The organism is Telmatobacter bradus (assembly GCF_048629425.1).
Taxonomy (GTDB): Bacteria; Acidobacteriota; Terriglobia; order Terriglobales; family Acidobacteriaceae; genus Telmatobacter; species Telmatobacter bradus.
Window position 1 is genome coordinate 2,113,608 of the sequence record NZ_CP184532.1, and the last position, 14,333, is coordinate 2,127,940.

The window sequence follows — 14,333 nt, forward strand, 5'->3', positions numbered from 1 at the left end:
CTCTATCAGGCTGCGGAAAAGCTCACCCCAGAGTAGATTCGTCTTTGCGGAGGGAGCAGGGGCCTTTAGGCCCCTGAAGTATGGCGGTATCGAATACCGCCTTTAGACACGGTTTTTTTCGTATCCTGCCCACTTTGGAGGCCGAGCGATGAAAAGACATCCGGGGCTGAAGCCCGCCCATTTTGCCGTTTTTTTGCGGGGGTTATAGCAAATTCAGAATTGCTGTAGAGGGAGTTGATGAGGCAAAGTGCCGTTTTCTCAAAAAAACGGCACCTTGCAGACTCTTTCAGACTGCACGGTTATTCTGAATTTGCTCTAAAACCCCCGCCTCCCTCCGCCACGAGTTTTCCCGCAGCCTTTAAAGCTGTGCCCATTCAAAGTCCTCGGCCCAAATTCCAAAGCGAACCCTTACTTGTTTTTCTGGCCCAGCGACTGATAGATTGCGGTGGTTTGTGGCGAAGGTTCAATGCCCAGGTGGTAGCGCAACTGTTCCCGGCATTCCAGATAGGTGCGGGCGGCGTTGCTGTGGCTCCCCAGTCGGCATTGGCAGAGCATGATGCGGCGATAGAACTCTTCCCCGAGTCTATCGAGGGCGATTCCTTGTTGGTAGGCTTCGATCGCGGCTTCAAAGTCCGCCTTTTCTTCGCAGAGTTTCCCCAGGGCCAGCAGAGCGTGCAGCAATTCCTCGTTCAGTTGGCTGCGAAAGACCTGAATGCTGTCAAAGCCCTGATCTACCGGTAGAAAGACGTTCTTGGCCAGCCGCAGTGCACGCTGAAAGGACGGGGCGTTGTACCGTATCTGGCCGGCGTGAACTGCCTGCAACTGCTGGCGCAGGGCTAGACTGTCGACCCAGCAGATGCGTGGGTTTAAAGAGAGCTTGCGGCCACGGTAGAGAACGCAGGAATCGGTTTCCAGCAGACGGCGCAGGCGGCCGAGGTTGGTTTCAAAGGATTTGTGCGCCAGGTCGCCGTCGGCGTCGGGCCACAGTTGGTCGCTGAGCTGCTCTTCGGGAACGTTTACACCGCCCTGTGCAATCAGCAGCTTCAGCATCTCGAGCGGTTTTTTCTGTTCTTTTCCCGAAAAGGCGAGCGGCGCGCCATCGAGTAGAATCTCAAAGCTGCCCATGGTGTAGATTTTGATCGCATACGGCCAGTTTGCCGTAATGAATGCCACGTTGCCGGGTTGCGCAACCGGAGGATCCAGCGAGAGTTTGCGGACCAGGAGGCGCGAGTATTCCGGTTCAATGTCCTCCTCAAGCGCATGCGCCAGCAGAAACTGCATCATCTGCGGAAGATAAAACTCCAGGTGTACATAGTGGTAGGCACGGGCCAACTCCAGAGCGCGGCGCAAGCAGGCTATGCCTTCGGCTTCATGCTTTTGCTGCAGATAAATCCAGGCCTTGATCAGGGAAATATTCCATTCAAGCACCGTACTTTGCATGGAAATTGCCAGGTAACTACCCGATTGCAGATGGTTGAATGCCTGATCTGGTTGGTCGAGCTGAAAGAGGGTGATGCCCATGCCGATATGCCACAGGGCGCGAATGTAGGGCGCTCCGATGTGCTCTACCAGAGGGGCGGCCATCTGCATATGTTGGTGGGCGCGCTGGGGTTGGCCCTCCAGCAAGGCCATCCATACTGCAGTGCTGTAGTAGCAGGTTTGATTTAGAAGATGCGTCGGACCGACCAGGGTGCCGGCCTGCTGCTCAAAAGTAATCGTGGCCTGCTGCAGATCTCCGGAGGCAAGGCTGATGGCTGTCAGAAAGTTCCAGAGCAGGGAATCGAATACGTGCACCCCGCTTTCCGTGGCGATCTGCTGAGCATCCTGGAGTGATTTCTTCCCTTGTTCATATTCGGCAGTGTAATACGCCTGAATGCCGACCATCAGCAGAATGCGGATCTGTATCAGGGCCGGAAGTTTGTGGCTGCGCATTTCAGTGAGCGCGTTTTCTATCAGGGCCACGTTTTTTTGGTATTCGCCCTTCCAAAGGTAAAACAGGATCAGGTTGAAGATGGTATTGACCTTCAATTCGATCGAGGGCGTTTCTTCCTGCAGTTTCTGGATTCTCTCCAGCCAGAATTCAATGCGCCATGTCTGGTCGGTGCGCACCAGAGCAAGAGCGGTCAGAAGGGAAGAAATGACAGTTCTTTCTGTCTCTTTGTCGGGAAACGAGAGGCCGTCTCCCAGATGCTGTTCAAAGAAATCCAGGCAGCCGAGCAGCGAGCGCCACTTGTCGAGGCTATAGGTGTAGGCGTCCACCAGACCTGCCCAGGCAAGAAAAGTTCCTTTGCGATCCTTCAGCGCGGAAAACTGTTGCAGCGCTTTGTCCATCTGCTGGCAGGCAAGCGGAATATTCAAAGGAAAGGAGCACATGCCGCGCCAGTACGTTAGCCATGGATCGTCAGAATCGCCCTCGGGCAGCGCCTTCAGCCATTCCTGAAGGATATGATTTCTGCCCTGTTGCAGTAATTGCGCCGCATGGGTACGGATCAGACGGGTCAGTTCCTGCGTCGCCCCGGTTTCTCCGTAGAGCCGAGCCGCGTCTTCGTAATGATGATGCTCTTCAAGCAGTTGACCTGCCTGGCGGCGCAGCTCATTGAACTCGGCCGCAGGCAGTTGGGAGCTCAAGCTGTTGAGCAGAAACTCCCGCAGCAGAGGGTGGAACTGAAATTCAGTGTTGCTGCCGGAGAGCTTTTTGGTGAACAGATTGTTGCGGCAGAAGGCGTTAAGTAGTTGACGCGACTGCGGATATTGGGTAAGTTTTTCCACCACAGGAAGGTAGATGATCGGCAATACGGCGGCCCGGAGAAGAAAAAGCTTTACATCCTCCCCCAGGGCCTGAAAGATCTCTCCGGCAAAGTAATCGAAGATCGAGTCGCAGTTCAGCTCCGGAGCCTCGGAGGGACGAACCGGGGTCAGGCTCTCCAACAACAAGGTCATGCCAGCCGCCCAGCCATGGGTGCGTTCGTAAATCTGCTCAATGGTTGCGTCTTGCAGATGAGGTTGCAGAGTTTCAACCAGAGCAGAGGCTTCCTGATGGGTAAAGCGGAGGTCCTCATCGTCCAAACGAACAATCTGTCCGTTGGCTAGCAGGCGGATCAGGGGCGCTGGTGGTTCCTCGCGGCTGAGAACCAGCATCCGCGCCCGGCCTTGCAGGCCTTCCAGGGCGAAGCTGAGCAGTGAATGCAACTGCGCATTGGCTGGCAAGTCCTGATAGTTGTCGAGAACAATGACCCCGGGGGCGGTCCTGCCCCGCTGCATGGTCTGGTTTTCGGGCAGGAAGAAGCTGCTGAGCTGCTCAAAAAAACGTCTCGTAAATGTTGTGACGCCAGCAAGATATTCCGGCTGGAGCAGGGGAAGTGAGGCCGCGCGGCCATTGAAGTTCTGGCGCGCGGCCTGCTTGATGTAATAGAAGAAAGAGGATGGATAAGAGTCTTCCTGGTCGCAGTTGTACCAGAGAAAAGAGGCCTGAGTGGAATGTAAATACTCTACGGCAAGGGTGGTTTTTCCCGATCCAGCCTGAGCGGAAATCCAGGTCATCGGTTTGGAGGCTGCTTGGTCCAGCAAAAGGTGAAGACGTGGGCGCGGCGCAATTTCACCCGCCTTCGGCGAAGCGATCTTGGCATGGAACGGCTGATCGACTTTGCGCCGGACTGGTTTCTTCTCCATGGCCGGGAGCGAAACCCTATGTTCGGATATCGAATACAGTTTTTTCATATACTATGGTCTGTTCATCGTCAAGAAAGTAGATAAAGTTGCGCTCTTTTGAGAAGGGCAGTACGCGGATCTGCAGCTTTTTGTGGATTTTATCAATATGCGGTAAATAAATTACAGGTAATCACTTTTACAGGTATTGCAAGTAACATATCGTTGAATCGTGTAGCCGCACGACAGGAAAAGCATGATTTTGTGTAGCGATAATGGTGCAATCCTATTTCAGAATCATTGCTTCCGCAAGAAATGGTTACTACTGGTGAATGTACTTAAGAAAATATGTTCTGTAGAAGAATAGTACAGCTTTCCGGGGGAGGGAAAGGTGAATATGAATGCTTACACAGAGGACGAGGTGCTCTATAATTATATGTGCAGTATAAGCCCATCTATTTATTTTTAATGGATGACCTCGTCCTCTGCTCGTGAGGGATACTCTTCTGTCTTCAGTGCTGTGCTACTCTTGCACCGTTCCCGAAGGGCCTAGTTTCGATAGGCCTTACGGGGTAGGACAGGCCCTCACTGAGTCCACAATAGCAATCAAAACAAAAATGGCTGCCTACAGATGCTCCACTTGGTATCGCATTGCGGGACGGACCTAAAGTAATTTTAAGCGTTGACGACGCTGGTTTTGTAGCCGGGATTAGATGCGAAAAAGCCCCCCAGGTTGCTTCCGGCGGGCTTTTTCTGGTACGTATTTTTACTTCAATTCATCTTGCTTTGGTGTGGTGCAGCCAGAATAGTACCCTCCTGCAGCAGCATATGCATCAAATCACGTGCAATACGCGGGTCAGGATCCATCGACAGGCTGGTCAGCGAGCGGCCCAAAAGGCATTCTGCACCAACCCCGGACTTGGTCAGAAGAGCCTGATTGACGCGCAGAATCTTGCCGGCGTTGTCCAGTTGGGCCATGGCCATGGGGGCGCTGTCGAAGCCTGGTTTTTCATCCTGTACCTCGCCAAGTGCTTGATGACGCAGGCGTTCGGAGGCATCGCGCACCATGAAGACAATGCCGCGGGGTTTGCCCTCGGCGTCTTCGGAGACGTTCATGGAAAGGTCCACCGGCAGATCGGCCAGATTCTCGGTTTGGAACTTCCAACCGAAGACCTCCGATGTTGTCTCGTTGAAGTCGGTAAGGTTACTTACCTCCTGCCCCTGATCGTTTTTTAACCGTAGAACTTTGGTGAATGGTTTTCCGTGGACCTGCCGCAGGGTGGTTCCGCTCAGGTTTTCGAGCGCGGCATTCATGAACTGTACCTTGCCGTCCATACTGGTGAGCAGCAGGCCGTCGCGGATGGTGTCCACGGCGGCCACCATCTCAGAGCGCACTTCGCGCTCGCGGGCGTCGTTACGCGCTTTGTGCAGCGCAACCTGCAGAGTGGCAAGCAGTTCCTTGCCGCGGATGGGCTTGGTCAGGTAGCCATAGGGCCTTTGGCGGGCGGCGCGGGCAACGGTGTTCTTGTCGCTGAAGGCCGTAACAAAAATTCCCGCTACGTCGAACCACTGACGCAGAATTTTTGCTGTCTGGATGCCATCCATACTTCCGGCAATGTTGATGTCAAGGAGTGCGAGCTCCGGGCCGTTTTTTTCCGCGGCCATCAAGGCTTCTTCGGCGTTTTCGGCAATCCCGACAACCTGGTAGCCAGCCTCTTCCATCTGCTGACGCAGGTCCATAGCGACAATGGGTTCGTCTTCGACAATCAGAATTTTGGTTTGCTGCATGGGGGGAAGTCCTCCGTCTGTGTCGCGGTCATGGCCGTCTCTACCGAACTGGAGAGCTTGCAGAGCAGGTCTGTGCTGCTTGTGTTATCGGATGAGACAGAGGGGATGAGATTACCACGGGAATGGAAGGCAAAGTTCACATGCCGTTTAGGAACATGCGAAGTGCTATTTTCCTTTCCTGGGAGTGGAGGTTGGTTTTATGCAAAAGATCGGTGCGGTGTGTCTTTTTAAAACAGATTCCGGGCGATAGATTAGAACAGAGCAGCGTGCGTTTGGCTGGATGTTGCTGCTGCTGTGAGCAATTGCCTCGCATGTTTCCGGACCTGATTGCTGATTCTGGTCTTCAGTCGTCTTGAATCTTGTAGCAGGCGGCAAGGCGCGTGCTATACTCCTGTCGATCATCAAAATGATGCGGCTAAGTATCTGAAAGAGAAGCTGTATGAGAAGAAGGAAGGTCCGTTGCAGAGGCTCGGGTTCTGCGTCTGCATGGAACCTCCTCATTGGTGCTCGGATTGTGGCTTTCTTCCTCCGTTCTTACGTTTTTTCGGTAAAGGTTTTAACTTGTCGGGGAGTGTGTTTCTTGGCCCGGAGGTTCAACCTGAAGAATGGGAGAGCGTGCCTGCCAGCGCGGGGACAGATGGACGATCTTGAACTTCGGTTCCGGTTCGCAGCGAGCCTTTGTCCGTTATGGTGTGGCGTTGTTGCTGGCCCTGGCCGCGCAGCTTTGTCGGGTTTTCCTGCATCATCCTGATTCTGTTCCCTTTACAACCTATTATCCGTTTATAGTGCTGGCGGCCTGGTATGGCGGCCTGGGCCCGGGGGTGCTCTGCACCGTTCTGTGCGCGCTGGAGACGGATTATTTTTCGTTGCACCCCTTCGGATCTTTCACGATTACCAATCCCGATTACATGCTGGGCATCGTCCTTTTCATGCTGACCGGCATGAGTGCCAGCGTTCTATTTGAACAGCTGCGCCGGGCGCGCAATGCGGAGCGGAAGCTGCGCCAGAAGGAAGAGCGCCTGCATGCGCATCTGCAGGCCATCGTGGACTTCTCGGACGATGCGATGGTGATGCGCACCAGTGATGGCACCATTACCAGCTGGAATCGCGCCGCCGAACTTATGTTCGGCTATACGGCGCAGGAGGCCATTGGCCGGAGTTTTTTCATGCTGGTCCCGCCGGAAGAACTGCTGAAAGAGCAGGCGATTCTAAACCGGATCCAGAACGGCGGCATGCAGCGTAACCGCCAGGCAATTCGCATGCATAAGGATGGAACCCGGCTGGCGACGTTGGTTAGCGCCGCGCATATTCGCGATGCCCAGGGATGCGAGTTGGGGATTGTCGGCATTGCGCGCGACATCAGCGAACTGAAGAGTGTGGAAGCCGAATATGCCCGGCAGGCCAAGGAACTGGCGGCGCAAAAGAAGATGATGGAGAGCGTCATTACCTATTCTCCAGTTGCAAAGGCACTTGTGCGCGGCAAAGATTTCGTTTACTACCTGGCGAATCCGGCCTATGAGCAGATGCAGCCTGGCGTGCAGGTGGTAGGGCATTCGGTGCAGGAGCTCTGGGCGGAGTCGTCGGCTGAGATCATGGAGCTTTTCAGGCAGGTTCTGGAGACGAATCAACCCGCACATCTGAAGATGGTGCGCCGTCTTGTGCCGCAGGCTGACGGGAAAGAAAGCAAGGCGATCTGGGTGGATATTTCTTATGTCCCAGTGAAAGGGATTCGAGAGCCCGATGAGACGGATCTGTTGATTGTGCTCAACGACATGACGGCAGTGAAGCATAGTGAGGATGAGCTGCGGGAAAACGATGAACGCACGCGTCTGTTGATTGAGCATGCGCCGGCGGCTCTGGCGATGTTCGACACCGGGATGTGTTATCTGCAGTGCAGCCAGCGTTGGAAGACTGATTATGGTCTGGAGGGGCAGAATCTTTCCGGACGCAGTCATTACGAGGTGTTCCCGGAAGCCTCCGACGAATGGAAAGCCGTGCACAAGCAGGGTTTGCAGGGTGAGGTGGTGCGTTCGGAGGGGGAGATCTTCCGGCGTGCCGACGGCCATGAGCAATGGATTCGCTGGGAGGTGCGTCCGTGGCGCAAGGGCGATGGCGAGGTGGGGGGAATTGTCATCTTCAGCGAAGACATTACCATCCGCAAACATTTTGAAGACGAGATGCTGCGTTTGAACGAGGTTCTGGAAGATCGGGTGAAGACGCGCACGGCGCAGCTGGAGAACAGCAACCGCGAACTGGAGAGCTTTGCCTATTCGGTTTCGCATGACCTGCGCGCGCCTTTGCGCGGCATTGATGGCTGGACGCAGGCGCTGTGGGAGGATTACGGAGAAAAGCTCGATGCCCAGGCGCGCAAGTATCTGGACCGGGTGCGCTCCGAAGCGCAGCGCATGGGCCATCTGATCGACGATCTGCTGCATCTGTCGCGGGTGACGCGTCAGCCGGTAAAGCTGGGGCGCGTTGACCTGACGTCGCTGGTAAATATGGTGGCTGAGCGCATCCACGAAGAAAGACTGGAGCAGAGGATTCGCTTTGTGATTGAACCCGGCATGCTGGTGATGGGCGATGAGCGCCTGCTGGAGATTGTGTTGACGAATCTGCTTGGCAATGCGGCCAAGTTCTCCAGCAAAAAAGAGGAATCGGTGATTGAATTCGGGCTCGATCCCAAGGACCATATGCGGCGGACGTTCTTTGTCCGCGATAACGGCGCGGGTTTTGACATGAACTATGCCGGACAGTTATTTGCTCCATTTCAGCGGCTTCACTCCGCTGCGGAGTTTCCGGGAACAGGGATTGGATTGGCGACCGTGCAGCGCATTGTGCTCAAGCATGGCGGTACGATCCGGGCTGAAGCAGAGCCGGGAGTGGGAGCGACCTTCATCTTTACGCTCGGGGGGGCGGAATGCGAAAACATATGAAAACTGTGCTCTTGGTTGAAGACAATGAGAGCGATGTGGATTTAACCAGACGTGCCTTGCAGAAGGGACACATCGAAGACGAACTGGTGGTGGCCGAGGACGGGCAGATTGCGCTGGAGTATCTGCTGGGAATTGGTGCGTACCATGGGCGGGACGTGAACAAGACGCCGGCGGTGGTGTTGCTGGACCTGAAGCTGCCGCGTATCTCCGGGCTGGAGGTGCTCAAGCGCATCCGGCAGGAGGAGCGGATCAAGCATCTGCCGGTGGTGGTGCTGACCACGTCGAGCGAATCGGCCGATCTGACGAGCTGCTACAGACTGGGCGCCAACAGCTATCTGCGCAAACCAGTCGATTTTACCGAGTTCAGCGAATCCGTGAACAAGATCTGTTTCTACTGGTTGAAACTCAATCGTCATCCATATGAGGCCTGAGTTATGAGGCGCAGGATACGTCTGCTACAGGTGGAAGATTCGGAAAGCGATGCTTTACTGATTGAGCGTACGCTGAGCCGGTCGGGCTATGAGGTGGACGCTCTGCGGGTGGAAACCGAAAAACAGATGCGTGCGGCGCTCGAAGAACGGGGTTGGGATCTGGTGATTGCTGACTACTGTTTGCCCCTGTTCAGTGCTCCGGCGGCTCTGCGCGTGCTGCAGGAGTCACGCCTGGACTTGCCGTTTCTGGTGGTTTCCGGTGCCATGGGTGAGGATGTGGCCGTGAGCATGATGAAGGCCGGCGCGCATGACTACATGCTCAAGGACCGCATGGAGCGCCTGTCGCCCGCCGTGGAGCGGGAGCTGCAGGATGCGGATTTACGGCGCGAACACCGGGAAGCAGACAGCAAATTGCGCGAGGTTGGATCGGAGTTGGAGACAATCTACGCGCATGCGCCGGTGCTGATGTTCGTGATCGGCGATGACCTGTGCGTTCAGAAGATGAACGTGGCTGCGGAGCAGTTCTCGGGCGTTGCCATGGAGCATTGCAGTGGGCGGAAGGTTTGTGACCTGATTCGTTGCAGAAACGATGCGAGATTTCTGGTTGAAAAGACCAATGCCGATCGATGCGAGGATTGCATCTTCCGCCATGCCATGCTCGATACGTTTTCTACCGGAGTGCGCCATGAAGCGGTTGAAGTCTGGAGCGCTGCCGATGGCTCCACGCATGGGCGGGAAGAGTGCTTGCTTCTATCGATTGGTCTGATGCCCGAGCAGGAGCGGCGGCAGGCACTGGTTTGTGCGCAGAATGTGACTCAGTTGAAGAGCACGGTGGCGTCGCTCGAAGCGGCACTGGCGGAAAAGGCGGTGCTCTTCAAGGAAGTGCATCACCGGGTGAAGAACAACCTGCAGATCATCGCTTCCTTGCTGGCCATGAAGGCCCGTATGAAAAAGGAGCAGGTGAGCATCAATGATCTGAAGGAATGCGAGCATCGTGTGGCCGCCATGGCCTTGATTCACGAGCAGCTCTACAGCCAGAAGGATGTGAATTCGATTGATTATGCCGACTACGTGCGGCAGTTTGTGCCCGCGTTGGTGGCGGCCTACGATAAACAGGACGGCCTGACACTCACGCTCGATCTGAAGCCTGCGCTGCTCACCATCGATCAGTCGATTCCCTGTGGCCTGATTCTGAATGAGCTGATTACCAATGCCATCAAGTATGCCTATCCCGAGGGCGAAGGCGAGATTGCCGTGCGCTTGTGGAACGAGGACGATCAGGTCTTTCTGCAGGTGGCCGACAAGGGTGTGGGCATGCCGCCCGATGTGCTGGAGCATCAGGGACAATCGCTGGGTATGCAACTGATTCCCATGCTGAGCAAGCAACTGCGCGGCCAAGTGGAGTATGCGCCGGGCCCCGGAACCACGGTGACCATCTCATTTCCACGAGTGTTGTAGATTGAGTCTGTCATCCTGAGCGACCGCAGGGAGTCGAAGGATCTGCGGCTGCTTTTTGCGACTTATGCCACGAACTTCGGAGACCGCATAAAGTTGTAGCTTGGGTTCGTGCTTTCCCGGGTCCCAGAGTCGGGACCCGGGGCACCCGACTCTGGTGCTGGTTTTATTGATCCGACCCTCAGATAGAGTTAACTCCTGGGTGCCCCACCCTCGCCACATCTTTGTTTTTGTGGCTAGGGTGGGAAAGCACGACAAGGGCCGGATCAATCATATGTTCTGGTGCGAGAAACGCGCTAGAAGCGAACTGCCGTGGCGCGGCTGGCAATGGCTTCGAACTGCTTCTGCCACTGCTTGCCGGCATACTTTTCCGCTAGCGCAACAATGATGTGCTCAGGCTTGATGCCCAGGTCGCGGGTGCGGCCCAGACCCTGAATGCACGACGGGCAGTTGGTGAGCACGGTCTTGCGGTCGTCGGCCATGGCCGCCTTCAGCTCCTCGCGTTTGCGTTGCTGCATCTGGTCGGTGATGTCGGGCCGCGAGAGCGAGAGCGTACCGGCTTCCGAGCAGCAATGCGGCACGGCGGTCACGGAGTCAAAGCCGCCCATCTGCTGGAGCACGCTGTTTGCCTTGCCGCCAAGCGAATCGTGGCAGGGCGCGTGATAGAGATAATTGCCGGAGCCATCGAGCTTGAGGCCGACTTCAGCCAAGTAGGCGGAAACGTCCACAATGCGGTTGAAGAGCGCTTCCGTGTTCATCGCGCCAATGCCCTCCTTGCAGGTTCCGCAACTGACTACGCAGGCGTCGAAGTCAACGTGCGAGAACATTTCGCGGATCTGCGCGAAGAGGATCGAGTCGCGCAGAACGTTGCGGGAGTGCTGGGCGGTTTTGGCGTTGACGTGGGCCGGGAATCCGCAGCAGATGAAGGGCGGAGGCAGCACGACGCGCACGCCCATCTCCAGCAGCATGTATATGGCGGCCATGGAAATGTCGCTGAACATGCGCTCGCTGCCGCAACCCGGAAAGTAGAAGACGGTTTTGGTTTCGCCGTTCTTGGCGGGCGTGGCAGGCTCAAACAAGAGCGCCTGATCGGGCTCGCACTTGGGCAGCACGTCACGCAGCGTCTGCGACGGCACCGGCGCGATGGAGGTCTTGAGCATCTGCAGCGGATAGAAGTTGGAGGCTAGCTCCAGCTTTTGCAGCGGTGCGGTCAGCTTGCTGCCAATGCGCTGCGCCGCGCCGCCCATCTGCAGAACCGAGGCGCGGAAGACCTTGTTGAAGGTCGTATTCTGACTGTCCAGGTAGCGCAGCGTCATCTTGGTGGCGGGCGGCGTGTGCTTCATGCCGCTGCTGGCCAGAATTTCGCGCTCCAGCACTGAGACCGCGCCGGTGTCGATGTCGACTGGGCAGGGCGCAAGGCACTTGTGGCAGATGGTGCAGTGGTCGGCCAGTTCTTCCAGCCAGGTGAGCAGCTCAAAGCGCGTGGAGAGCTTGCGCTGCGCGTCGTAGAGCAGTGCTTCAATCAGCGAACCAATGGCCAGATTCTTGTTGCGCGGATGATAGAACATGCCGCTGCCCGGATAGTTGACGCAGCAGTTCGGCTTGCATTTGCCGCAGCGCACACAGTGGGCAATCATCTTGGAAAGTTCTTCGAGCTTGCCGTGCTGCAGAATGCTGGCTTCCAGTTCCAGCATGTTGAACGACGGCGTAAAGACGTGGCCGAGGGCCTGATAGTCCTGCAGCTTGCCGGGGTTCATCAGGCCGCTGGGATCGACTTCGGCGCGATAGGCTTCCAGATCGGCCAGCAGCTTGGGCTCCAAATACTTGAGCTTGGTAATGCCGATGCCGTGCTCGCCCGAGACGACGCCTCCGAGTGAAACCACCTTGGCCATCACGTCGTCAATGCGCAGGTCGGTGCGCTTGAGCATGGGACGATCATTCGAGAGCACGGGCACATTCACGTGCACATTGCCGTCGCCGGCGTGCATGTGCGTCGCCAGAATGATGCGGCGGTCGCGCACTTCGTTGTAGGCCTTTTCGAGCGCCTCCAGAATGTCCGGGTAGCCGCGCATCAGGCGTTCCAGATTGTGTTTGAAGGCCTTGAGCAGGGTGAGCGAACGCAGCGCCTTTTCTTCTTCCGCCTCAACCTGCTTGCGGAAGGTGGCAAACAGCTCTTCGCGGGCCGTGGTCTGCGCGGCAAACTGCTCGGGGTCTTCCTTGGCCATGCGGCGGGCCAGAATCTCTTCGGCGCGCGTGGAGAAAAGCTGTTGCGAGTAGCGCTCTTCCTCGGTGTTCACATGGTCAACAAAGTCAGCGAACTCGGCCAGCGACTCCAGCGGCAGCACAATGTCTTCGTTCATCTTGAAGGCATTGGTGCGGCGGGCGATGGCGCCCAGCTTCTTGCGGTCCTGCCAGAAGCGGACGGCCTCTTCGTTGTTGCGGGCCACAAACATCAGGGTGTTGGGGTGCGCGGTAAGCAGCGCGCGAATGCGCTCCACGCCGCGCTGGGTCTGTTGTTCATCGTCGCCAGCTATATCGATGAGCAGCACGGCGCGGGGCGTTTGGGCACGCGCGGCTTTCACCTTGTAGTTGATGGCGCGAATGTATTCGTCGTCAAAGTGCTCAAGCGCGAGCAGCGTCTCCTGATGGTCGGCCGGGAAGGGAAATGCCTTGCTCAGCTCGACGATGACGCGGCTGGCTTCATCAAAGTCCGCGCCAAAGAACTCCAGACAGAGCGTCTGCTTGGCCTGGTAGGCGGGATAAAGCACAAAGCGGGCGGAGGTGATGACGCCGTCGGTGCCTTCTTTCTGCAGGCCGGGTACACCGCCCAGAGCCTTGTTGGTAATGTCTTTCCAGAGGCCCTTTTTACGAATTTCAGTGCCGCGCAGGCGGATGGATTTGAGCACCGCGCCCTGCTCATCGCGCACCTCGAAGCTGACCGCGTCGTCGGGCAGAATCTTGCGCAGCTGATGATTGGTGCGGGCGACGGTCCAGTTTTTGCCGCCGGGCATGGCAATCTGCCATTCCAGCAGATTGTCGATGCAGGTGCCCCAGCGGACGGCCATCTTGCCGCCGGCATTTTCCGCGATGTTGCCGCCAATGGTACTGGCCCAGGCGCTGGTGGGGTCGGTGGCAAAAACCAGCCCATGCTCCATGGCGTGTTCCATGGCGATTTCGGTAACTACACCGGCTTCCACATCCATCACATGGGCGGTGGCCTGCTGGCCGTTTTCAAGCAGCAGTGTTTGTTGACCGATGGAGCGAATATGGTCCATGCGCTCGGTGTTGATGACGATGCAGCCGGAGCGCAGCGGTACCGAGCCGCCGGTGAGGCCCGTGCCTGCACCACGCGGAATGGCCTTCAGGCCAAGCTTGGCGATGGCGGCCAGTAAGGGCGCAACCTGGGATTCTTTTTCCGGCGTAACCACGGCCAGAGGCAGATGCAAACGCCAGTCAGTGGCGTCGGTGGCATGCGAGACCAGCGAGAAGGGATCGAAGAGCACATTGGACGCGCCTACGACGGGGCCCAGTTCACGCCGGACGCGGGTGCGCAGGTCGGGCATGCTGCTGATGTCCTGACGGAACTGGTCAATCAGCGTGCGGCAGCGGGCCAGCGTGTCCAGCACGCGCGCGTCGCCATTGGCCGCGGTGTTGATCGCGTCCACGTCCTTGCCGATCTGCTTGAAAAAGGCATCGCGGCGCTTGGTCGAGTCGAGCAGTTCCTGAAAGAGGTACGGATTGCGCCGATGGATCAGCAGGTCGCCGAAGATGCGCATCAGTCGGCGTGCGCTGCGGCCGGTTACGCGGGCACTGCGCAGTTCATCAAGAACGCCTACCGTCTCGGGGCCGAGAAGGAACGAGATGGCCTGGGCATCGTCTGCCGAGGTGTAGTTGAAGGGAATTTCTCGCGTGCTGATCTGCTTGGACTCGGTTGCATCGCTCATAGGTTTCATAGCTCTTTGCGCCCCATTATAAAGGGGGAACAATGCGCCGCGATGTGACGCAGCGCGTAGGAGAAGGGCATTTCGTGCTGCATTGCAGTAAAAAGACGGGTGCGGGAAACTGCCCGCGCCAGCACTGG

6 protein-coding genes are annotated in these 14,333 nt (G+C 56.9%); 3 read left to right on the forward strand and 3 right to left on the reverse strand.

The window, feature by feature from the left end:
* Window positions 1-408: 408 nt before the first annotated feature.
* A complete protein-coding gene (locus ACOBR2_RS08985) occupies window positions 409-3,669 on the reverse strand; it encodes a BTAD domain-containing putative transcriptional regulator (RefSeq protein ID WP_420239678.1) in 3,261 nt (1,086 codons plus the stop codon).
* Between the two features lie 747 nt (window positions 3,670-4,416).
* Window positions 4,417-5,433 carry a response regulator gene (locus tag ACOBR2_RS08990; protein ID WP_420239679.1) on the reverse strand — a complete coding sequence of 339 codons (1,017 nt, stop codon included), beginning with the start codon at window positions 5,431-5,433 and terminating at the stop codon, window positions 4,417-4,419.
* Between the two features lie 605 nt (window positions 5,434-6,038).
* On the opposite strand from ACOBR2_RS08990, the gene ACOBR2_RS08995 reads away from it, so the two are divergent.
* From ACOBR2_RS08995 to ACOBR2_RS09005, 3 genes are read left to right on the forward strand one after another with little or no spacing between them, the layout of a single operon-like run.
* Complete coding sequence (locus tag ACOBR2_RS08995; RefSeq protein ID WP_420239680.1) at window positions 6,039-8,366, forward strand: PAS domain S-box protein; 2,328 nt, start codon at window positions 6,039-6,041, stop codon at window positions 8,364-8,366.
* Window positions 8,363-8,797, forward strand: a complete 435-nt coding sequence (locus tag ACOBR2_RS09000; RefSeq protein ID WP_420239681.1) for a response regulator — start codon at window positions 8,363-8,365, stop codon at window positions 8,795-8,797. Before ACOBR2_RS08995 ends, ACOBR2_RS09000 begins: the two co-directional genes overlap by 4 nt.
* Window positions 8,798-8,800: 3 nt before the next feature.
* Window positions 8,801-10,255: a sensor histidine kinase gene (locus tag ACOBR2_RS09005; RefSeq protein ID WP_420239682.1), complete on the forward strand. Its 1,455-nt coding sequence runs from the start codon at window positions 8,801-8,803 to the stop codon at window positions 10,253-10,255.
* A gap of 293 nt (window positions 10,256-10,548) precedes the next feature.
* On the opposite strand, the gene ACOBR2_RS09010 is transcribed toward ACOBR2_RS09005, so the two are convergent.
* A complete protein-coding gene (locus tag ACOBR2_RS09010) occupies window positions 10,549-14,196 on the reverse strand; it encodes a DUF3683 domain-containing protein (protein ID WP_420239683.1) in 3,648 nt (1,215 codons plus the stop codon).
* Window positions 14,197-14,333 lie beyond the last annotated feature (137 nt).